The organism is Pseudomonadota bacterium, assembly GCA_030859565.1.
In the GTDB taxonomy this organism is placed as follows: Bacteria; Pseudomonadota; Gammaproteobacteria; order JACCXJ01; family JACCXJ01; genus USCg-Taylor.
The window spans coordinates 24,633-45,394 of the sequence record JALZJW010000013.1; the positions used below are offsets into that span (position 1 = coordinate 24,633).

Annotated in this window: 12 protein-coding genes and 3 pseudogenes; 6 read left to right on the forward strand and 9 right to left on the reverse strand. The window is 59.6% G+C overall.

Translation table 11 applies throughout. From position 1 onward, the window contains the following. Positions 1–23: 23 nt before the first annotated feature. Together M3436_03505 and vapB are read right to left on the reverse strand one after the other, a co-directional pair. The gene (locus M3436_03505) at positions 24–446 is read right to left on the reverse strand and encodes a PIN domain-containing protein (protein ID MDQ3563231.1); all 423 of its coding nucleotides are present in this window, start codon (positions 444–446) and stop codon (positions 24–26) included. Positions 447–449: 3 nt separating this feature from the next. Further along, positions 450–681, reverse strand: a pseudogene (vapB, locus tag M3436_03510) (type II toxin-antitoxin system VapB family antitoxin). Positions 682–1,071: 390 nt separating this feature from the next. On the opposite strand from vapB, the gene M3436_03515 reads away from it, so the two are divergent. Further along, positions 1,072–6,297: a PAS domain S-box protein gene (locus M3436_03515; GenBank protein MDQ3563232.1), complete on the forward strand. Its 5,226-nt coding sequence runs from the start codon at positions 1,072–1,074 to the stop codon at positions 6,295–6,297. Positions 6,298–6,516: 219 nt separating this feature from the next. Here M3436_03515 and M3436_03520 read toward each other — a convergent pair. The 3 genes and pseudogenes from M3436_03520 to M3436_03530 form a co-directional block, all read right to left on the reverse strand. Further along, positions 6,517–7,677 (reverse strand): annotated as a pseudogene (locus M3436_03520) (PHB depolymerase family esterase). Between the two features lie 21 nt (positions 7,678–7,698). Next, a pseudogene (locus tag M3436_03525) lies at positions 7,699–8,110 on the reverse strand (CopG family transcriptional regulator). Positions 8,111–8,328: 218 nt separating this feature from the next. Continuing rightward, the gene (locus M3436_03530) at positions 8,329–9,012 is read right to left on the reverse strand and encodes a sulfite exporter TauE/SafE family protein (protein ID MDQ3563233.1); all 684 of its coding nucleotides are present in this window, start codon (positions 9,010–9,012) and stop codon (positions 8,329–8,331) included. Positions 9,013–9,231: 219 nt separating this feature from the next. Here M3436_03530 and M3436_03535 point away from each other — a divergent pair, with 219 nt between their 5' ends. The 4 genes from M3436_03535 (at position 9,232) to M3436_03550 (ending at position 15,196) form a co-directional block, all read left to right on the forward strand. After that, positions 9,232–9,465 (forward strand): hypothetical protein, encoded by a 234-nt coding sequence (locus tag M3436_03535; protein MDQ3563234.1) that lies wholly within the window; start codon positions 9,232–9,234, stop codon positions 9,463–9,465. A gap of 108 nt (positions 9,466–9,573) precedes the next feature. Next, entirely contained in the window at positions 9,574–11,313 is a 1,740-nt protein-coding gene (locus M3436_03540; protein MDQ3563235.1) for an HAD-IIB family hydrolase, read from the forward strand. Between the two features lie 640 nt (positions 11,314–11,953). Further along, positions 11,954–13,000, forward strand: a complete 1,047-nt coding sequence (locus tag M3436_03545) for a glycosyltransferase family 4 protein (GenBank protein MDQ3563236.1) — start codon at positions 11,954–11,956, stop codon at positions 12,998–13,000. 27 nt (positions 13,001–13,027) lie between these two features. Next, positions 13,028–15,196, forward strand: coding sequence for an amylo-alpha-1,6-glucosidase (locus tag M3436_03550; GenBank protein ID MDQ3563237.1), 2,169 nt, complete (start codon positions 13,028–13,030; stop codon positions 15,194–15,196). A 199-nt stretch (positions 15,197–15,395) separates the two neighbouring features. On the opposite strand, the gene M3436_03555 is transcribed toward M3436_03550, so the two are convergent. Beyond that, positions 15,396–15,791, reverse strand: coding sequence for a hypothetical protein (locus M3436_03555; GenBank protein ID MDQ3563238.1), 396 nt, complete (start codon positions 15,789–15,791; stop codon positions 15,396–15,398). 45 nt (positions 15,792–15,836) lie between these two features. Here M3436_03555 and M3436_03560 point away from each other — a divergent pair, with 45 nt between their 5' ends. Next, positions 15,837–16,271, forward strand: coding sequence for a hypothetical protein (locus M3436_03560; GenBank protein ID MDQ3563239.1), 435 nt, complete (start codon positions 15,837–15,839; stop codon positions 16,269–16,271). Positions 16,272–17,058: 787 nt separating this feature from the next. Here the strand turns inward: M3436_03560 and glgB are convergent. From glgB to M3436_03575, 3 genes are all read right to left on the reverse strand, one after another. After that, positions 17,059–19,038, reverse strand: a complete 1,980-nt coding sequence (gene glgB / locus M3436_03565; protein ID MDQ3563240.1) for a 1,4-alpha-glucan branching protein GlgB — start codon at positions 19,036–19,038, stop codon at positions 17,059–17,061. Between the two features lie 309 nt (positions 19,039–19,347). Further along, positions 19,348–20,295 (reverse strand): M28 family metallopeptidase, encoded by a 948-nt coding sequence (locus tag M3436_03570; protein MDQ3563241.1) that lies wholly within the window; start codon positions 20,293–20,295, stop codon positions 19,348–19,350. A 268-nt stretch (positions 20,296–20,563) separates the two neighbouring features. After that, positions 20,564–20,762 (reverse strand): hypothetical protein (locus M3436_03575; GenBank protein MDQ3563242.1); only part of this gene is annotated, 199 nt, incomplete at its 5' end.

The following is a 20,762-nucleotide window of genomic DNA, read 5'->3' on the forward strand; positions in this document are numbered from 1 at the left end:
CGAATTCTTGCTGGGTCAGGCGCTCAGCCATCCAGCCAATTCTCCACCGGCAACTGTGGAACGCGCACGAATTCGCGAGCGTTGTGAGTCACGATTACGGTGCCGAGACTAAGCGCGGGGGCAGCGATCAGCATGCCCAGCGCGCCGATCGGCGTGCCTTGCCCCTCTAATCCTACTCGTATTGGCCCGTAGGCCGCTGCCGCTTCGCTGTCGAAATCCATTACGGGGAAACGAGCCAGGAACAGGTCCAGCATCTTTTCGTTTTCAGCGCGCCGCCGGCTCTGACTTTTCGCCACACCGAAACGTAATTCGGCCAGGGTAATCGCGGAGATTAAGATTTCGCCGTATTGGTGCTGTCCCACGCGATCCAGTAGACGCTCGTGGCCGAGGCGGCGATTGATAATGTAGATGCAGATATTGGTGTCGAACAGATAGCGCTGATCCATCCGTCACTCGAAATTCCGTTCTTCTGCCGCTTCAGGTTGTCTCCGCTCAATAATGAAGTCCGGGATCCAACGCGCCCAACAACGCTTTCAGAGTGTCGGCGGTGTAACGTTTGGGAAACAGAATGACCATATCTGCGACCTTTTTGATGATGACTTCCTCATCCTCGAAGCGAAACTCTTTCGGTAAACGAACGGCTTGACTGTTACCGTTAGTAAAAATACGCGCGGTGTGCATGGGATGCTCTCCTGTTTTAAACGTACATCCATAGTGTATACGACGGACGTCGGATCAAACACCCTCTGTCGTTCATGACGCGCCTCGGCCTCGCGACATCGATTGAGAGCCGTTTTCAAGGCTTCATGGCTTCCGGCAGCAGGGGGATATCCTTCCTGCAAAGGCCCACTACGGCTTCCGTGAACGACTTGATTGACCGGCCTTGGGGGAGAATGTAGAGTTCCTATCCCTATCCCTTACCCCTGTACGCTGTCTATGGCGTCGCCTCGCACACAGACCACACCTCGCGCGAAGACACGCCGCGAGTCCTCTGCTGTCCGGACTGCTCCCCCGCCAGACGACCGGAAGGAAGCAGACCGGTCAGAGGATCTTGCGGCTCGCATTCTTATTGTGGGCGTCGGAGCTTCCGCCGGGGGGCTGGAGGCCTTCACGCTCTTGCTCAAGCATGTGCCGGTGAACACCGGCATGGGCTTCGTGCTGGTGCAGCATCTGGACCCGGCGCATGAAAGCGCGCTGACGCAGATCCTCGCCAAAGCCACCGGGATGCCGGTACGTGAGGCGGCGGACAACTTGCCGGTCGAACCGAATCACGTCTATATCATCCCGCCCAACAGGAACATGACCATCGCGCAGGGGCGGTTGAAACTTGCGCCGCGCCGGCAGATTGCTGGGTCGCATCGGTCCATTGACGTCTTTTTCGAATCGCTGGCCCAGGATCAACGTGAACGAGCCATCGGCGTGATTCTCTCAGGCACGGCGTCGGACGGCACGCTGGGGTTAGAGGCCATCAAGGCTGAAGGCGGCTTCACGTTGGCGCAGGATGAATCGGCCAAGTACGATTCGATGCCGCGCAGCGCCATGGCGGCGGGCTGTATCGATTTAGTGCTCCCGCCGGAACAGATCGCCAACGAGCTCGCGCGCATCGCCCGGCACCCGGACGTCCTATCCGGCGCGCGGTCCCCGGCCGCCGAAGGCGCCGAAGCGCGGGAGGAGGAAGTGGAAGCGTCCGATACTCCGCCGGTGCGCGGACGAGGGGCGCGACGCGCCGGTGAGGGGGACGGCCTCAAAAAAACTCTTCTTATCTTGCGCAACCACAGCGGCGTGGACTTCTCGCTCTACAAACCCAGCACCGTCCAGCGGCGTATCACCCGGCGGATGGTGCTCAGCAAGATAACCGGGCTGAAGGCCTATGCCGATTTTCTCCGGGGTAACGCCAAGGAGCTCCAGGCGCTTTACTCGGATATGCTCATCAGCGTAACCGGGTTTTTCCGCAACCCGGAAGCCTTCGAGACGCTCAAACGCAAGGTCTTTCCCAAGCTCCTCAAGCAGCAGCGCGACGACCCGCTCCGTTGTTGGGTGTTGGGCTGTTCCACCGGCCAGGAAGCCTATTCCATTGCCATGGCGTTCATGGAATGTGCCGAGGGCGCCGCCCGCCTCCGCAAGATGCAAGTGTTCGCCACCGACTTGAACGACGAGCTGTTGGATAAAGCCCGCGCCGGTCTGTACACCAAAAACCTGGTGCAGGATGTCGCACCCGAACGGCTGCGGCGGTTCTTTCTCGAGGAGGAAGGCGGCTACCGCGTCATCAAGCCCATTCGGGAGATGTGCGTCTTCGCCAGGCAAAACCTGTTGAGCGACCCGCCCTTCTCGCGCATGGACCTGATCGCGTGCCGCAACCTGCTGATTTACCTGGAGCCGAGTTTACAGAAAAAGGTCCTCCCGACCTTCCATTACGCGCTCAAGCCGGAAGGGTTTCTGTTCCTCGGCGTATCCGAATCCATCGGCTCGTTCGCCAACCTGTTTGAACCGATCGATAAAAAACTCAGGATTTACTCCAAAAAAGCCGGACTCACGCCCGCGTTCCATCTGCCTGTTTCGCGCAGTCATCCGGCAGCGAAGCTCCCGGGCGCCGCGAAGGTCGAGCCGCCGGAAGGATATCGCGGCGAGCTCAACGCACAGCGCGAAGCCGATCGCGTGACGGTCAATCACTATGCCCCGCCCGGCGTCTTGATCAACGCGGATTTGGAGATCCTCCAATTCCGCGGTCCGACCGGTCCGTATCTGGAGCCGCCCAAAGGCAAGGCGAGCTTCGATGTGCTGAAGATGGCGCGGGAAGGGTTGATGCTTCCGCTGCGCGCCGCCATCACCAAGGCGAAGAAGCACAACGCAACGGTCCGCAGGGAGGACGTGCGGATCAATCAGAACGGTCACACCCGGACGGTAAACATTGAAGTCACGCCGCTGAAGAATGTGAAGGAGCGGTGCTATTTGATTGTGTTCGAGCCGGCGGAGAAGCGCGGACTCCCTCCCGGCAAGCGGTCTCCGAGGCCCCGTGGCCAAGCGGTCTCGCATCCGGATGCGCGCCGCATCGCCGAGCTGGAAACCGAACTGGGTGAGACTGGCGACTATTTCCAAGCATTGCAAGAGCAGCAGGACGCGGCGAACGAAGAGCTCCAGGCGTCCAGCGAGGAGGTGCAGTCGGCCAACGAGGAATTGCAGAGCATCAACGAAGAGCTGGAAACGTCCAAAGAGGAGTTGGAATCCACCAACGAAGAGCTGACCACCGTCAACGAGGAGGCGGCCAGGCAGAACGTGGAATTGAACCGCCTCAATAGCGACCTGAACAATCTTCACCAGAGCCTCAACCAGGCCATTGTGCTGCTGGGACGCGACCTGACCATCCGGCGCTTCACGCCGCTGGCCGAACGGGCGTTCAACCTGCTAGCGACCGACCTGGGCCGGCCGTTGAGCGGTATCAAACACAACCTCGACTGCCCCGATCTGGAAGAGCTCATCACCGAAGTCATCGACACCGTCAGTGTGCGCGAGCGTGAAGTGCGGGATAAAGCCGGGCGCTGGTGTTCTCTTCGCGTCCGCCCCTACCTGACGCTGGACCACAACAAGATCGACGGCGCGGTGCTGGTGCTGGTGGACATCGATACGCTCAAGCGGAGCGAGCAGGACATCAAAGCCGCCCGCGATGACGCCGAGACCATCCTTCGCACCGCGCCCGACCCGTTCCTGGTCCTGCACGCCGACCTCAGGGTGAACACGGCGAACGACGCCTTCTATAAAACCTTCAACGTTATTCCTGTCGAGTCCGAGGGCCGTTTGATTTATGAATTAGGCAACGGCCAATGGAACATCCCCAAGCTGCGCCTCCTGCTGGAAGACATCCTTCCCCGGAACAGTAGCTTCGACAACTTCGAGATCACGCACGACTTTGCAACCATCGGCCGCCGCACCATGCTGCTCAACGCCCGCAAACTGAGCGACGCTGAGGGCAGGCCCGCGAGAATTCTCCTGGGCATCCAGGACATCACCGAAATCTTGCAGTTCCAGGTTGCAGTGCGGGAAAGCCAGACCCGTTATCAGGCGCTTGTCGACGCCTCCGCGCAAAGTGTCTGGACGGCTGACTCCAACGGCGCAGTAGTGGAAGACTCACCCTCGTGGCGTGCATTCACCGGGCAGACGTACGAGCAATGGAAAGGTTTTGGCTGGCTAGACACGCTGCATCCTGAAGACCGTGAGCGCGTAAGTGAGCTATGGCAGCGCGCAGTCGCGCAACGCACTCCGATGCAAACCCTATATCGCGTCCGGCACGTCAGCGGCGAATGGCGCTGGACGGCGGTGCGAGCCGTTCCCGTGTTGAACCCCGATTGCTCAGTACGCGAATGGGTCGGGATGAACGTCGACATCACCGAGCGCAAGCAGGCGGAGGAAGCGTTGCGCCTACGAAACGACCAGTTCGAGACCCTTCTCAACGAGGCCCCTCTCGGCGTTTACGTGGTCGATTCGGACTTCCGCATACGCCAGATGAACCCCACCGCGCTTCCGGTCTTCGGGAGTATTCCTGACGTGATCGGCCGGGACTTTGACGAGATGATCCACATCCTGTGGCACAAAGAGTACGCCGATGAAATCGTCGAACGATTCCGCCATACGCTCGAAACCGGAGAACCGTACATTGTTCCCGAGCGGATCGAGGAGCGCCGTGACCGCCGGGTGCGCGAGGCCTATGAGTGGCAGATCAACCGCATCCCGCTTCCGGAAGGCCGCTACGGTGTGGTCTGCTATTTCTGGGACATCTCCCGCGAAGTGTTGGCTCGCGAGGCGATCGCGGAGTCCGAGGGGCGGCTGCGTTTCATGGCCGAGTCCATGCCGCAGAAAATCTTCACCGCCAAGCCTAGCGGCGACATCGACTACTTTAACGGCCAATTAATGGAGTTTACCGGACTGACCTTCGAGCAGATTCGCGATTGGGGCTGGCTGCAATTCATTCACCCGGATGATGTGGAGAAAAACATGCGCCGCTGGAAACACTCCATTAATACCGGAAAATATTTTCACCTGGAACATCGCTTCCGACGCAAAGATGGCAAGTATCGCTGGCACTTGAGCCGCGCCCACGCCATGCGCGACGCCGATGGGCAAGTGCTGATGTGGATCGGTTCCAGCACCGATATTGAGGGCCAGAAGCAGACGGAAAGGGCGCTGAAGGAAGCCGATCGCCGCAAGGATGAGTTTCTCGGGATGCTTGCACACGAATTGCGGACCCCGTTGTCGGCGATCTCGAACGTGGCCGAAATCCTGTGGCAGCAGCCCACGTCCGATCGTGAGACCACACGACTCCAGTCAATGCTCACTCACCAAACCCGGACCCTGACCCGCATGGTCGAGGATTTGCTGGATATCTCGCGCATCACCTCCGGGAAGATCCGCCTTGAAAAGGAACTGATTGCGCTCAGCCCCGTGATCGGTCGCGCGGTCGAGAGCACACGCTCGTTGCTGGAGAGTCGCCGGCACGAGCTCATCGTATCCGAACCGGATTCTCCCCTGCGGATCGAAGCGGACGCGGCCCGGCTGGAGCAGATTCTGGTGAATCTCTTGAGCAACGCCGCCAAGTATACCGACCCAGGGGGCCGCATTCACCTCATCGCCAAGGAAGAGAATGGAGGGATGTGCCTGATGGTGCGGGACAACGGCATCGGGATTTCGGCCGAGATGCTGTCGCGTGTTTTCGAGATGTTCACGCAGGTCGACCAGTCTCTCGAACGCACACACGGTGGCCTGGGAATCGGGCTCGCCCTCGTCCGAAGCCTCGTCGAGCAGCATGGGGGCACGATTGAGGCCGAAAGCGCCGGCACGGGCCAAGGCAGCAAGTTTATCGTGCGGTTACCCTTGGGAACGATGCCGCAGCAAGACCAGGGCGCAAGAGGGGTCGCGCCAGTGCAGCCGGCGATCGGACCGGCACGTCGCATCCTCGTCGTGGAGGACAACCAGGATGCTGCGGAAAGCCTCGCGGCCCTGTTAGAGCTGCTGGGCCACGCGGTTCGTTCGGTCCATGACGGCGCGAGCGCCCTTGAAACCGCGGCCGCATTTCGTCCCGATGTCGTGCTGCTGGATATCGGGTTGCCCGACATAAATGGGTACGAGGTGGCGCCTCGCCTAAGACAGCAGCCTGGACTCGAACGGATTGCGCTCGCGGCGCTGACGGGATGGGGTCAGGAAGAAGATCGACTTCGTGCTCGCACCGCCGGGTTTGACCATCACTTCGTCAAACCTATCGATGTTGACGCCCTTCGCGCTTGGCTCGCCTCTGTCGATCCCGCTTGAAGGCACGTTATCCTCAACCTTTCAAGATCAACAGGAGCGAACTCGCCGAGGAAATAATCAGCACCGCGATTCGCGCATAGCCTTGATCGAAGAACCGCGCGATCCGACCCGCGAGGAAATATCCAAGGATACAAGGCTGTTACCGCGCTGCATGTCCAGCAGGACCTGCGGCACGTTCAGCGCAAGTCCGCTCTGCCGCCTCGCGGCGCGGGTGTCATAGAAAAAGCGGATCATTTCCTTGGCCGCGTCGGGCCCTTTAGGATCGGTATACGAGCCGCTGGCACTCCCACCCGACCACGCGTGGCCGGCCCCGTGGACCCTCCACTGCTCTAGGATGGTCTGCCCGCTCGCGTCGTGGTAGATGGCGCGGGTGTAGGCATGGCCATCAGGCACTTGTTGTGCGCCCCATCACGGGCGTGGATCGTCGTCCATTGTACGATGACTTGGTCGCCGTTGCGCGGGTGTACCTTTGTATTGGGACGACCAGCGAGCATCGCTCCGCCCCTGGAACACCGACGTCTCGCTGGCGGCCAGGGGTCGGCCCGCCCTGCTTCATCGCGGTTAGGGCGGAAGGAAGATCGTGGGCGACAGCGTAGGGAAGCCCGGAATGGATGCCGACGGCCGCATAAAGATCGGTGTAGGTTATCCCCATGATCGCGGCCATCGCCCCGCCGGCTGATAGTCCAGCCACGTAGACCCGCCGCGCGTCGACGGGGTAGGTGCCGATGATTCGGCGGGTGATACCGGCATGATGGATGGCTCTCCCTGGTCGCGGCGCTGGTCAGCCGCATTGAACCAATTCCAACACTTCGACCCATTGGCGGCGGACGCCTGGGCGGGATACACCACGAAGCACTGGTGTTCGTCGGCGAGCATATTCATGCCGGTGCCGGCGGCGAAATCGTCGGGAGTCTGCGTACAGCCATGGAGCATGACGACTAAGGGCAGCGTTTGCCCGTGGTAGCCACTGGGGATGTACAGCTTGTAGGTGCGAGTTCCCGCCTGATTGGTGTAGGACCCGGTGAGGAACCGCCCCCCGGTTATCACGTCGCATGCTCTGTCTGGAGCGGGGGCGGGCCGGGATGCCGGCTCGGAGTATCCCCACCAATGCGGACGCCGCGGGGCGCGGAAGCGTGATGGCCCGTGAGCACGCCCTTGGTGTACATCGGCACTGCCAGGCGAAGGGAGGGAGCCGGCATCAATGACACGGAAGGTGCCCTCGATGGGCGCATCCGTGGTCGCACCGGGGGAGTCGGCCGCAGCGTCCGGCGCGACGATGCCTCGCAGCGTGCGTTGAATCGTGACGGTGGCCTCGAGGAGTCCGCGTGCGCGGATCAGGCGGGTGGCTTCGAGCATCCCGGCGCGCATTGCTTCATTCATATCCATTCCTCGTTGTGCTGATTAGTGGATCCGATCGGCTAAGGCAGCCTTGACTGCCGCACTCGCGTGCAAGGCACCCAATACGGTGACGGAATCGATGGTGGTGCGGGCCAGTTCGGGGGACACATCTTGGGCAATGCGGGCCAGACCGAGGACCTGGATCTGGAGCTTCTGTCCGGCCGCCTGCACGGTCTCAAGGGCCTGGCGGCTGAAATCCTGCAGGCCGAGAACCAAGGTCTTGCGGGCCACGGTTAGTTTCACTACCTCGGCATGCGTCGTCAGTTGGTTGCGTATCGCAGTGCGGATGAAGTCAGTGCGGTTGGAATAAAACCCTTCGTGGACCAACAAGTCGATCTGCCCAGATCGATGAACCCGAGGTAATCGTTATTTTCTCGCTGTCGCCTACTTTCGACCGCAGATCATGCACGCTCATACAACCTCCTTTACCATCCTTATACCATCCACATAGATGGTATGATAGCCGGCAGCGTTGCAATGTCAAGAGAGTCAAGCCCATCCTTAGTTGGAATTCGAAGCGGCCCCTGATCATGCTGCGCGCCCTAAATCTTGCCTTCTGTCGTTTCGATCTTTGGTTCTCGTTGCAATGCACCTACTGTCGATCGCCGCCCCCCTTGAAGGCAGCCGTCATCCTCACCCTTTCAAGATCAACACGAGCGCGCTCGCCGAGGAAATAATCAGCACCGCGATGCGCGAATAGCCTTGATCGAAGAACCGGGCGATCCGACCCGCGAGGAAATATCCAAGGATACAGCCCGGCATCAAATAGATCCCCAGCACCAGTTCATGCGTGCTGAATCGGCCGGCGAGATGGAGCAGCATCACCATACCGATGGATGAAAGCAGATACAAAAGCGCCAGGGTCGCGCGCAGGGTCTTGCCTTCTTCATGCTGGTAGAGCAGCGCGAGAGCCGGCGCCCCGATGGCGGCGGTCATGCCCATAAATCCCGACAGAGCACCGGCCATGATCGAATTCACCGGCGTCAGCCGCATCGCAACCCCGAGCCAGCTCACAAGGACTGCGCGGAGAATGAGCATCCCGAAGGCGAGGCCCAGCTTGGCCTGGGGGAGCGACGACAGGCTGACGATACCGGCGACCATTCCGATCAGTAGGCCAACGATCACCTCCCTGAGATGCGCTCGTTTAATATCGCGGCAACCGGTGTAAGTCATTAAAGACGACAAGATCAAGCTGGCGAAAATTACCGGCCCCGGCACCAGATCGAGGCTGATCAAAGCCAGCAATGGAACGACCACGAGCCCGGCGCCGAACCCGGTCGAAGCCTGCAACACCGCGCCGATGGTGATGATGATCACCGTTGCAGCAAAACTGTAAAATGTAAACACCATAGGTAATTTTTACAGGCTAGCCCGTCGAAATTTAAAGCCGATCACGCTTTAACCCGCTCGATCGGTTGTAGTAGGCCTTTGATAACGCGGTGCTATCAGTGCGATCCCTTATAGTCGATGAATCTGGTACGGTCGATGCTGAACCCAGGTATGTCAGTTCGATTTAAGCTTGCAGGAGGATAGCAAATGAACCGCACCAGAGCCGAAGAACGCGCCGAACGCAATCTTATAGAGTCCTTATGGTGGGCCCTGGCGTTGGGGTTAACGGTTATTCTAGGCGCGCAGATTTACAATAGCGTTTCCTGGGAAATCCACAAGGAGGCGCACGGATGTGAGGTCACGGAGTATGTCGACGAGTCGGATTGGACACCGGAAGCCTCAGCATGGTCATGCGCGGATGGCAGCACGCATTTTCGATAGATCGCGTTCCTCCCGGACGCGGGAGCGTCTCCATGAGACCTGGTGTAATTTCCTGTATCGCCAAGTGCAAGCCGCGAAGGGTTCCGTAGGTCAACTAGGTTCCACGGAATGCGATACCTCGCTCTGGCGTGTGACTACGACTGCACCCTGGCCACCAACGGGCAGGTCGATGCAACCACGATAACGGCTTTAGAGCGCCTCCTTGCCTCAGGGAGGCGGTTGCTTCTGGTGACCGGCCGCGAGCTTGAGGATCTCGTGTCCGCGTTCCCTCGCCTGGATCTGTTCGATTGGGTGGTCGCCGAGAACGGCGCTTTACTATATCGACCTTCCACGCGTGAGGAGAAGCTTCTCGCGGATACACCGCCACCAGAGTTTGTCGCCACGCTTCACGAACGAAATGTGCCGTTGTCCGTCGGCCGGGTGATCGTCGCCACGTTCGAACCGCACGAGACTACGGTACTCGAAGTAATTCGAGATCTCGGGCTCGAGCTGCAGGTGATCTTCAACAAGGGCGCGGTAATGGTTTTGCCTTCGGGCGTGAACAAGGCTACAGGCCTTGGCGCGGCGCTCGAGGAGCTGAAGCTTTCAGCGCATAACGTAGTGGGCGTGGGAGATGCCGAGAACGATCATGCGTTTTTGCAGCTGTGTGAGTGCTCGGCAGCCGTAGCAAACGCGTTGCCGGCGGTTATGGATCACGCGGACTTTGTCACCCGAGCGGGTCACAGTGCGGGTGTGCGCGAGTTGATCGATGAGCTATTGAAGGACGATTTGCGCAGCCTCGCGGGCAAGCTTACACGTCACCATCTTTATGTTGGTTCGCGTCCCTCCGGCGAGGGGGTTCGTATTCCTCCATACGGCATAAACCTGCTGGTGGCCGGGCCGTCGGGAGGAGGAAAATCCACCCTGGCGACCGGTTTACTGGAACGCTTTGGCGAAAGCGGTTATCAGTTCTGTGTCATCGATCCGGAAGGCGACTACGAGGATCCGGACAATGCGCTCATGCTAGGTGATTCCCATGACGCGCCGAGCGTCGATGAGGTGTTGCAGGTATTGGATGACCCGGCGCGCAATGCTGCGGTCAATTTAGTAGGCTTGCCGATCGAAGAGCGGCCTCGGTTCTTCAGTGCATTGATTTCGCGCCTGCAAGATCTGCGCGCCCGCACCGGACGGCCGCATTGGATCGTGCTGGACGAGACCCATCATGTGCTGTCGGCGGGCTGGGAACCGGCCGAGATCACGCTGGCCCAGGGCTTTACCAGCATCGTGTTCATTACCGTCCATCCTAAATCGGTGGCTTCCGCGGTATTGAAATCGGTGGATCTCGTCATCGCGCTCGGTAAGGACTCGGCCGAGATGCTTGATGAGTTTGCGGAATGCGTCGCCGAAAGCCCACCTGCCTTCGAATCCTTGGAGAGCAGCTCCGGACAGACGTTGCTATGGCAACGGTATACGGGTGATGCGCCTTTTAACTTCCGCCCCGAGGAGAGCCGCGGCGAACGGCGCCGGCACCGCCGTAAGTACGCCGAAGGCGACCTAGGGGAGCGTAGTTTCTATTTTCGGGGTGCACAAGGCGAGTTGAATCTACGCGCCCAGAATCTCATTGTTTTTAGCCAAGTCGCCGAGGGAGTCGATGACGCCACCTGGGTCTATCATTTGCGCAACGGCGATTACTCGCGCTGGTTTCGGGAAGTGCTCAAAAATGAAGATCTCGCCGCCGAGGCCGCGCGTATCGAGCAGTCCGAGAAGTTGTCTCCCGGCGAGAGCCGCGCACAAATAAAGGGCATTATCGAGCAACATTACACCCTGCCTAGCTCGGCCGGCGTATCGGACTCCGATAACACGATCTAAGTACCGCACAATCCGAATTCGGCTGGTGCTTCGCCAGGGGCCCTCGACCGCACCTCGGCGTTGCAGGGCTCAGGCCGCGAGCCAGCAAGGCACCATGGGTGGTTATTTTTACACGGTAAGGCGCCGAAACCCTCGCCGCGGTAAAAATTACAAAACAATGGGTAAAACTTGTACAGGAATACCCCGTGCCACGCTCATTGTTCGTCACTACTATAATCTTAGGGCAAGTATTCAAACCGGATACTCCCATTCTCCTAAACTTGACGAAGAAGGAACAAAATCATAGACTTGTAGCTGTCACCCCAATCCACTTTCAAGGGGAAGGGAATCCCCGGAGTGCCGAAGTCCAAGATGAGGGGGCCGCTCATGCGATATGGCATATTGAGTGCCCATGTGCTTAGGGTGGAAACGCGGACCGTGGACAAGAGCGGTGACTAGCTGACCTCCGTCATGCCAGCGAAAGCGTGCATGCAGGAAATCGGTGCCGGCCCTGAATACCGGCCTTCGCCGATATGAGGAACGGTTGCAACCACGTACAATGAATTAGCGAAACGATGTACCAGAGTCCACGGGGGGGTCCCCGCCGAATACCGGTAAATCACTTGCGTCCCGGGGGCGCCCGGCAGCCTAGCGAGGAACCATGAGAATAGCTCAAGTTGCACCACTTTATGAGAGTGTCCCGCCGCAACTCTATGGAGGCACGGAACGGGTAGTGGCATATTTGACCGATGAGTTAGTGCGGCAGGGACACGACGTTACGCTCTTTGCGAGTGGTGACTCGCAAACGCAGGCGCACCTGCGGCCGGTTTGCAATCGCGCGTTGCGGCTCACCGATTGCCGTGACGCATTGGCGCATCACATGCTGCTTTTGGATCGGGTGGGACGCGAGGCGCACAATTTCAACATCGTTCATTTTCATATCGACTATCTGCATTTTCCACAGACACGCCTGTTAAACCTGCCGAACGTGACTACCTTGCACGGCCGTTTGGACCTGCCGGACCTGGTCCCGATTTATCATGAGTTCAACGAGATGCCAGTGGTGTCCATATCTAATGATCAACGCACTCCGCTGCCGTTCGCGAATTGGCAAGCTACCGTGTATCACGGGTTGCCCGAGAATTCCTACCGCTTGTATCCCGGGCCGGGCAAATACCTGGCTTTTCTAGGACGTATCTCTCCGGAGAAGCGTGTCGACCGGGCGATACGGATCGCACAGCGCGTTGGGATGGAGCTACGCATCGCGGCCAAAGTGGACAAAGTCGATGAAGCCTATTTCAAGGAATGTATTCGGCCCCTGCTTGCCGACCCCCTCGTCCAGTTTATCGGGGAGATAGGGGAAAAGGAGAAAAACGATTTTCTCGGTCAGGCACACGCTTTACTGTTCCCCATCGACTGGCCGGAGCCTTTCGGCTTGGTCATGATCGAGGCGATGGCCTGCGGTACGCCGGTTATTGCGTACCGGCGCGGCTCCGTAAGCGAGATCGTGCGTTCCGGTGAGAGCGGGTACGTCGTCGATAATCTGGAGGAAGCCGTGAACGCGGTCGCAAAAGTCGATGCCGTGAGTCGCCGACGCTGCCGCCAGGCATTCGAAGCGCGTTTTTGCGCTTCTCGCATGGCCCGCGATTATCTCGCTGTCTACCGCGCTATAATCGACGCCGGCGTCCAGACACAACCGGCAGCATAAGCCGCGGCCGGGCACGGGTAGACAACAGTGCCGGAAGAACTGATTCAAGTCGAAGACAATTGGTCCGTGCGTGCGAGTTCCGCGCGCGCCGACGACCGCGCGCGCGTTCTCAAGCAAGGGGAAACCTTCGGGATCTTCGACCGATCCGGGGATATCCGTCCGATCGGCCTCGGCGAGGAGGGGCTTTACCATCAAGGGACGCGTTTTCTGTCAGGCATGGAGCTGAAGATCAACGGCGCCGTCTCCCTGGTACTCAACTCCGCGGTGCGGAAGGATAATAGCCTTCTAATGGTGGACCTCACTACACCGGACCTTTACGAAGCCGCGAAGCTTAGTATTCTCAAGGACACGCTGCACATCTTCCGGGCCAAACTCTTGTGGGAGGGAGCGCAATACGAACGCATACGCCTGGTGAATTATGGCGATCACCCGATGAGTCTTAGGATAAGCGTCTTGTTCGAGGCGGACTACGCGGATATCTTCGAGGTTCGAGGCATTCGTCGAGCCGTCCGCGGGAACTGTCTTCCTGCACGCCGCCTAGGCCGTGAGCTGATCCTCGCATACCGCGGTTTGGACCATGTGTCGCGTCATACCCGGATCATCGCCAGCGGCGATCCGGATCCGGGCACCGGCGCTCGGCTGTATTTTTCGCTGGTGCTCGGCCCGCGCGATGAACACGAGCTGTCTTTGACCGCGGTCTGCGAAATCGGCGAACGAATCCAAAGCGCCCCGAGCTACGTGCGGATGTTGGACCGATGGAACGTGGCAGTCACGGCGAATACCGAGGCCATCGCCAAGGTTCTTACGTCGAACGAGCCGTTGAATCACTGGTTACACCGCTCCTCGGCGGATCTACACATGCTCACAACCGAGACACGGTATGGCCTATATCCGCACGCGGGCGTACCGTGGTTCTGCACCGAGTTCGGGCGCGATGGGATTATAACGGCATTACAATACCTTTGGATGCAGCCCGAACTGGCTCGCGGGGTCTTGAATTTTCTCGCGGCCGAGCAAGCCGATGCCGAGGCGCCCGCGCAAGATGCCGAGCCCGGGAAGATCTTACACGAAGCCCGGCGCGGCGAGATGGCTGCGCTCGATGAAATCCCCTTTCGCCGCTACTACGGCAGCGTGGATGCGACGCCCTTGTTCATTCTGCTGGCAGGAGCCTATTTCGACCTGACCGGCGATCGGAGCTTCATAGAGAGTATTTGGGTCAATATCGAACGCGCGCTCGATTGGATTGACCGTTACGGCGATTTGGATCGCGACGGCTTCGTCGAGTATGCGCGCGAGAGCGTGAATGGTCTCGTGAACCAGGGTTGGAAGGACTCGGCGGATGCGGTGTTCCATGCGAACGGCCAGCCGGCGCAGCCGCCGATCGCTTTGTGCGAGGTGCAAGGGTACGTGTTCGCGGCAAAGCGGGCGGCTGCCAAGCTGGCCGCGCTTCTCGGCGAGCATCAGCGTGCGGAGATGCTTGGCGAACAGGCCGAGCAGTTGAAGACACGCTTCAACGATGCGTTTTGGTGCGCGGACATCCAGGACTTTGCCTTGGCGTTGGACGGGGAGAAACGTCCTTGTTGCGTGCCTGCATCGAATGCCGGGCATGCGCTGTTCACCGGCATTGCTAGTACCGAACACGCAAAGAGCGTGGCGGAAATCCTGCTCAGTGAAGACTCGTTCAACGGCTGGGGTGTGCGCACCATCGCCCAAAGTGCGGCGCGCTACAATCCGATGTCCTATCACAACGGCTCGGTGTGGCCGCATGACAACGGCATCATCGCCATGGGGCTCGCCCGTTACGGATTCAAGGACCAGGCGCTCGCGATCTTCACCGGGCTGTTTCAAGCGAGTACTACCATGGATCTTTACCGTCTGCCCGAGCTGTTCTGCGGTTTTCCTCGTCGCCCCGGACAAGGCCCAACGCAGTACCCGGTGGCATGCTCTCCCCAGGCCTGGGCGAGCGGGGCTCCCTTCCATCTGCTACAGGCATTGCTGGGATTGACATTCCATGGGGAGAAGCCGCAATTGCGTATCTATCGTCCCTTGCTGCCCGATTATTTGGACTGGCTGCAAATCAAGAATTTGAGGGTGGGAAATGCCGTCCTCGATCTCGGTTTTAGCCGCCATGACCGGGATGTAGCCGTCAACGTATTGCGCAAGGAAGGCGACGTGGACGTGGCGGCCATCTTTTGAAAAGTTCGCGTGACGGTCGCATGGACGTGGCCGCCGTTGCGCGGTTATGTAACCCGGCGCTACGTGTGGAATGCTGACAGCCCGCCGGCAATGCGAGCATTGCTGCTCGCATTGCCGTCATCGGGTTACACAGGGCTCAACGAAAAAAATCGTCTATGCCCCATCCGGACGCTATGGATCAACCTCTCCGATCTGATCTCTACGTCCCTTGCTCCGCCATCCCTGCGATCTTGTCCCTGACGGACTCCGCATGTTTTTGACACTGGTCGTAAACGTTAGGGTCCTGCTTCAGAGTCTTACACTCCTGATTCAGCGTCACGTACTGCTGAAGCGCCAGTGCTTGGAAATATTCGCCACGATCCATGTGCTCTCCCTGCTTCGCTCCGATCCATCCGTTGCTCGGTGATCCTCCTCGCTGGTTTGAGGAGCCCTGGAGCTGGCCTTGCTGTCCGCTCCCTGCGCCAAACCCTTGTTGCTGTGACGGTTGCTGGCCTTGGCCTTGCCCGGCGCTAGGTTGTTGCCCTTCGCGTCCTTGGCCCGACGAACCGAAAAACTCTTTAACCTCCGAAACCGTTTCTTTAACGGCTGAACTCATTTTGTCGATCGGCCCTTCCTTCTGTCCCGAAAACTGCCCTTGTGATTGATCAGACGCGGAACCTTGCGGCCCATATTGGCCTTGGGGCTGCTGCTGGCCGCCCTGGAACGATCCCTGGCCAGATTGGCCTTGTTGGCCGCCCGTACCTTGCTGCCAAGATTGGCCTTGGGGCTGCTGCTGGCCGCCCTGGAACGATCCCTGGCCAGATTGCCCTTGTTGACCGTGGAACTGCTGGCCTTGGGTGGTTCCTTGCTGTCCGAAATTTTGGCCACCCTGTCCACTGCCTGCGCCAGAGCTTTGCTGGGCGAAATCCTGGCCATGTCTAGCTTCAAAACCTTGCTGCAATGGATTCTGGCCTTGAGTAACGCCCCCTTGTTGCCCTTGCCCCATGCTTTGTCCCTGTGGCTGCTGGCCCTCGCGTCCTTGGTTCGACGAACCGAAAAACTCTTTAGCGTCCGCAACTGTTTCTTTAACGGCTGAGGTCATTTTGTCGATCGGCCCTTTCTGCTGTCCCGACCCGGACGCGGAACCTTGTGCCCCTTGCTCCGAGCCTTGGGCTTGGGTGAGCAGATTGTCGCGCGTCGATTGGGCCTTCTGCAGGCAAGATTCGTAGCCTTGTGGTTGGCTATGTTTCAGCGTATCGCATTCCTGCTTCTGGAGCGCGTATTCAATCTTCGCTCGGTCCGTCCGGAGGTCCGATCCTTGGGTAGCCAGCGCTTGGGGGAGAGAGAGGCCAGCAACGCCCACAAACGCTGCTACGGCACTCACTTTCCCTATTCCGTATCTTAATTTTAACCTTGACATAGATTCCTCCACGAATTGTGTAACATTGAAGTCACCACGCAGCGGCAGCGTATCGCTACCGCATCCCCATCACGCCTATCTACGCTCGCGGAATGTGACACAAGGTCGAGTTGGACCCCATTCAGCTTGGAGTAGAGAACGGCGTGATGACATTGCTGCTCAAGCATCATGCCGAAAAAAAACCATGAGGATAATCAGCCCGTTGCTGCCGCCGCTGAGATCAATGGTTGTAAGAGATACCGACATCCCTTCATGACATCGGTAGAATTTGCAGCCGCATGGCGCGGCGGTTCAGTATTCGACCGGAGCCAGAGCGCAATGCGGTAGGTGCAGGCCGCCAATTGCAGGGGACCGAGCGCACCATCCGGATCCTCAGGAGGTCCATGTATCTGGCTTATCGGCCAGAGGTCATTCCCGGCGCTTCAGTGAGATAGCCCTTGCGTGTCAACCCTCATGATGCGCTTTATGATACGCGTGAGTAAGGCCTGGAGTTGCCCGGCGGCCGCGGCTTGAGGTAGAGCACCGCGAGCGGCGGAAGCCTGAGCACGAGCGAATGGTAGCGCCCGTGGGCCGCTACTGGCGCCGCCTCCACGCCGCCCAGGTTGCCCTGGCCACCGCCGCCGTAACAGGCGGCATCGCTGTTCATGCACTCCTCCCAGTAGCCTCCCAGGGGCACGCCCACCCGGTAGTTGTCGCGGACGACAGGCGTCGCGTTGCAGACCACGAGCAGCCACTCCCCCTGCGCGCTCTTGCGCAGGAAACTGATGACGCTCACCTCCGCATCGTTGCAGTCCACCCACTGGAACCCATCCTGGCTGAAGTCGCGTTCGAAGAGCGCCGGGTGGGCACGATAGCAGCGGTTCAGATCCCCCACCCACTGCTTGATCCCCGCGTGCAGCGGATACTCGAGCACATGCCATTCGAGGCTTGCATCGTGATTCCACTCCCACTTCTGCCCGAACTCGCACCCCATGAAGAGCAGCTTCTTGCCGGGGTGCGCCCACATATACCCATAGAGCAGGCGCAGGTTCGCGAACTGCTGCCATTCATCGCCCGGCATCTTGCCGATGAGCGCGCCCTTGCCGTAGACGACCTCATCGTGCGAGAGCGGCAGGACGAAATTCTCGTGAAAGGCGTACCAGATGCTGAAGGTCAACTGGTGATGGTGGTACCTGCGATGGATGGCCTCGCGGGCGAAATAGCCGAGAGTGTCGTGCATCCAGCCCATGTTCCACTTCATACCGAAACCAAGCCCCCCGACGTGGACTGGCCGGGAGACCATCGGCCAGGCGGTGGATTCCTCGGCCGTGATTTGCGTATCGGAGTGATCGCGATAGGCGCTTTCGTTCAGCATTCGCAGGAAACGGATCGCGTCCAAATCCTCGTTACCGCCGTACTGGTTCGGAACCCATTCGCCGTCGGGCCGCCCGTAATCGAGATAGAGCATGGAGGCAACGGCGTCCACGCGCAGCCCATCCACATGGTATTTATCCAGCCAGAAGAGGGCGCTTGAGAGCAAAAACGCCCGCACCTCGTGCCGGCCATAGTTGAAGATGTAGCTGTGCCACTCGGGATGGTAGCCGCGCTTGGGATCCGAGTGCTCGTAGAGACAGGTGCCGTCGAAATAGCGGAGCCCGTGCTCGTCGCCCGGGAAGTGCGAAGGCACCCAGTCCAGAATAACGCCGATGCCGCGCTGATGGAGGTGATCGATGAGATACATGAAATCCTGTGGTGACCCGTAGCGCGCCGTCGGCGCGAAGTAACCGGTCGTCTGGTAGCCCCAGGATCCGTAAAAGGGGTGCTCCATGGGCGGCAAGAACTCAACGTGGGTAAAGCCCGTCTCCTGCACGTAATCGGCGAGCCGGCGCGCCATCTCGCGGTAACTGAGGGAGCGGTTGTCCTCCTCCGGTATGCGCCGCCAGGAGCCGAGATGTACCTCATAGATCGAGAGGGGCGCATCGAGCGCGTTTTTCGCCGCCCGTGCGTGCATCCATTCCTTGTCCCCCCACGAATAGGCGAGATCCCCTATGATCGAGGCCGTGCCGGGCGGCGTCTCGCAGCAAAAGGCAAATGGGTCGGCCTTGCTAACACGGTAGTTGTTGAAGCGCGAGCGGACATGGTACTTGTAGCGCTGACCCGGCGCGGCCATGGGCACGACCCCTTCCCAGATCCCGGATTCATCCTCGCGAGGGGCAAGCGGGTCTATGCCCGGGCGCCAGTCGTTGAACTCACCTACCGCCGAAACCTTCTCGGCGTTAGGCGCCCAGACCGCGAAGCGCACGCCTCCTCCGCTCGCCGCTTCGAGCGAATGGGCACCGAGCTTCTCATAGAGCCGCCCGTGCGTTCCCTCGCGCAAGAGATAGATATCGTGATTGGTCAACACGCTGGACGCTTTCTCGCCCTTCTTGGGGACGGTTTTTTTCGGGGTTACGTTCTCACTCATTGTATGCCACGGTTGGACGGGGCTAAACGCGTAGCTGCTTGTTTTGTATGGCGGAGAGGGAGGGATTCGAACCCCCGGCGGGTTGCCCCACAGCGGTTTTCAAGTGCGTAGCTGCGAAATTATTTGTTTGTTATGTCAAGCACTTACACGCCTAATCCTTTGATACCTCGAAAAATAGCGTAACAATGATTGATCATATTTTCGTCATTCTGGGTGTGACAAGGTTGTGAAAGGTGTTCTATTATAATCATGCCTGCCTTGATTAGCCCCCTACCAGGCTTGCGTTTGCCTTGGTCGAACGCGTTTCTGTCAATGTACGCGCAAGATACTCGCAACAGCGCCCAGATCTGCGTGATGTGTCACCGAGATTCTCTCACCTCGTGGGAACCCGGCGCGTCCTACGCCTGTCGACTGCCGCGCTAAGACGCCAAGCGCTGCCTGCAGCCCCGTCACCACCCGTGCCATGGCGGGGTAGTTGAGCTTCTCGGGCGTATCCGTTTGACTGTGATAGTGGGAATAACGATAAAAGGCCGTGTCGGTGACCATCACCGCCGGATAGCCTTCACGCCAGAAGTTGCGATGGTCACTCCAGGCGACGCCTGGGACGAACTGGAAGGTGGCGAGCGACTCCGCCGGGAAATCAGAGCAGGCACGGAAAGCGGCCACTAGCTCTTTCAGTTGGCTGCGCGAGCCGAAGTTCGACACAAAGCCGATGAAGTTCGCCCGGTCCGGGTAAAAGAATCCGAACAGCGGCGGGTAGCGCTGACTGTGCGGCTCGTCGCTGTAGTAGCCCAGCATCTCGAGTGAGATCATCAGCCGTATATCGTCGCCCCGGGCGCGGGCCCCCTCGGCGTATACCTTGCTGCCCATCTCGCCCCAGTAGAAGAACGGCGGTTCCTCATTGACGAAGGCGACGAAGCGCAGCGTGCGCGCCGGCTTCGCCTGAGCCAGTGCGCCGCTGAGCTCTAGCAGTGCTGCCACGCCGCTGGCGTTGTCGTTGGCCCCCGGGCTGCCTCTTACCGAATCGTAATGTGCCCCGATGAGGATGATCTCGCTCGGCCGGCTCACGCCCGGCAGCGTAACTTCGAGGTTCTCGCTGCGCACACCGTGGGCTTCGTAGTTCTGGGACACGACCTGATAGCCCAGCGACGCCCATTGCGTGCGGAGGTAATCCGCCGCGGCCTGCAGCGCCTGCGAGCGGAACACATTGCGCTCGCCGATCTCCCCTGCCAGCTTTGGTCTGCAATCGCTCCTCAAGCGCCGCCAGTTCCGTTGGCTGGTATACGTCCGGCGCGCGGAAGCGGGGATCGGTCATTGGGCTGCCCGCGAGGCATAGCAAGACGAGCGCAAATCCAACCATCGGATGGAGGTTACACTTTGCACGCCTGCCCGATCTGAAGTCACCTTTTCAGGGCAAGGAGCCCTCCCTCGCCGATGACCTCTGAATCTCTATCGGGCCCGGCGATAGTGTTTCTGGGAGCAACGTTCGCCATGGGAGCCGCAGTGGGTTGGTTTGGGCGCAAGATCAATTCGCGGAAGAACCACGATTTGAGGTGAGGGGCCCGGCCTTAAGGGCTTGTTCGACGGCTGGGGGGAAAGTGTCGAGGACATCGCTTTCCATTCGCAGGCTCACCGACGGATGCCCGTCATGCTCGGTCGCCCCGCGATTTATGATCACATAGGGGAGCCCGCGCTGTGCAGCGAGCAAAGGAAGCGAGGCGGCC

Excerpts from the sequence above, each read along its gene's own strand:
- M3436_03555 (MDQ3563238.1), bottom strand. The coding sequence starts at position 15,791 with ATGAGTTCAGCCGTTAAAGAAACGGTTTCGGAGGTTAAAGAGTTTTTC.
- M3436_03535 (MDQ3563234.1), top strand. The coding sequence starts at position 9,232 with ATGAACCGCACCAGAGCCGAAGAACGCGCCGAACGCAATCTTATAGAG.
- M3436_03545 (MDQ3563236.1), top strand. The coding sequence starts at position 11,954 with ATGAGAATAGCTCAAGTTGCACCACTTTATGAGAGTGTCCCGCCGCAA.
- glgB (MDQ3563240.1), bottom strand. The coding sequence starts at position 19,038 with ATGAGTGAGAACGTAACCCCGAAAAAAACCGTCCCCAAGAAGGGCGAG.
- M3436_03505 (MDQ3563231.1), bottom strand. The coding sequence starts at position 446 with ATGGATCAGCGCTATCTGTTCGACACCAATATCTGCATCTACATTATC.
- M3436_03540 (MDQ3563235.1), top strand. The coding sequence starts at position 9,574 with ATGCGATACCTCGCTCTGGCGTGTGACTACGACTGCACCCTGGCCACC.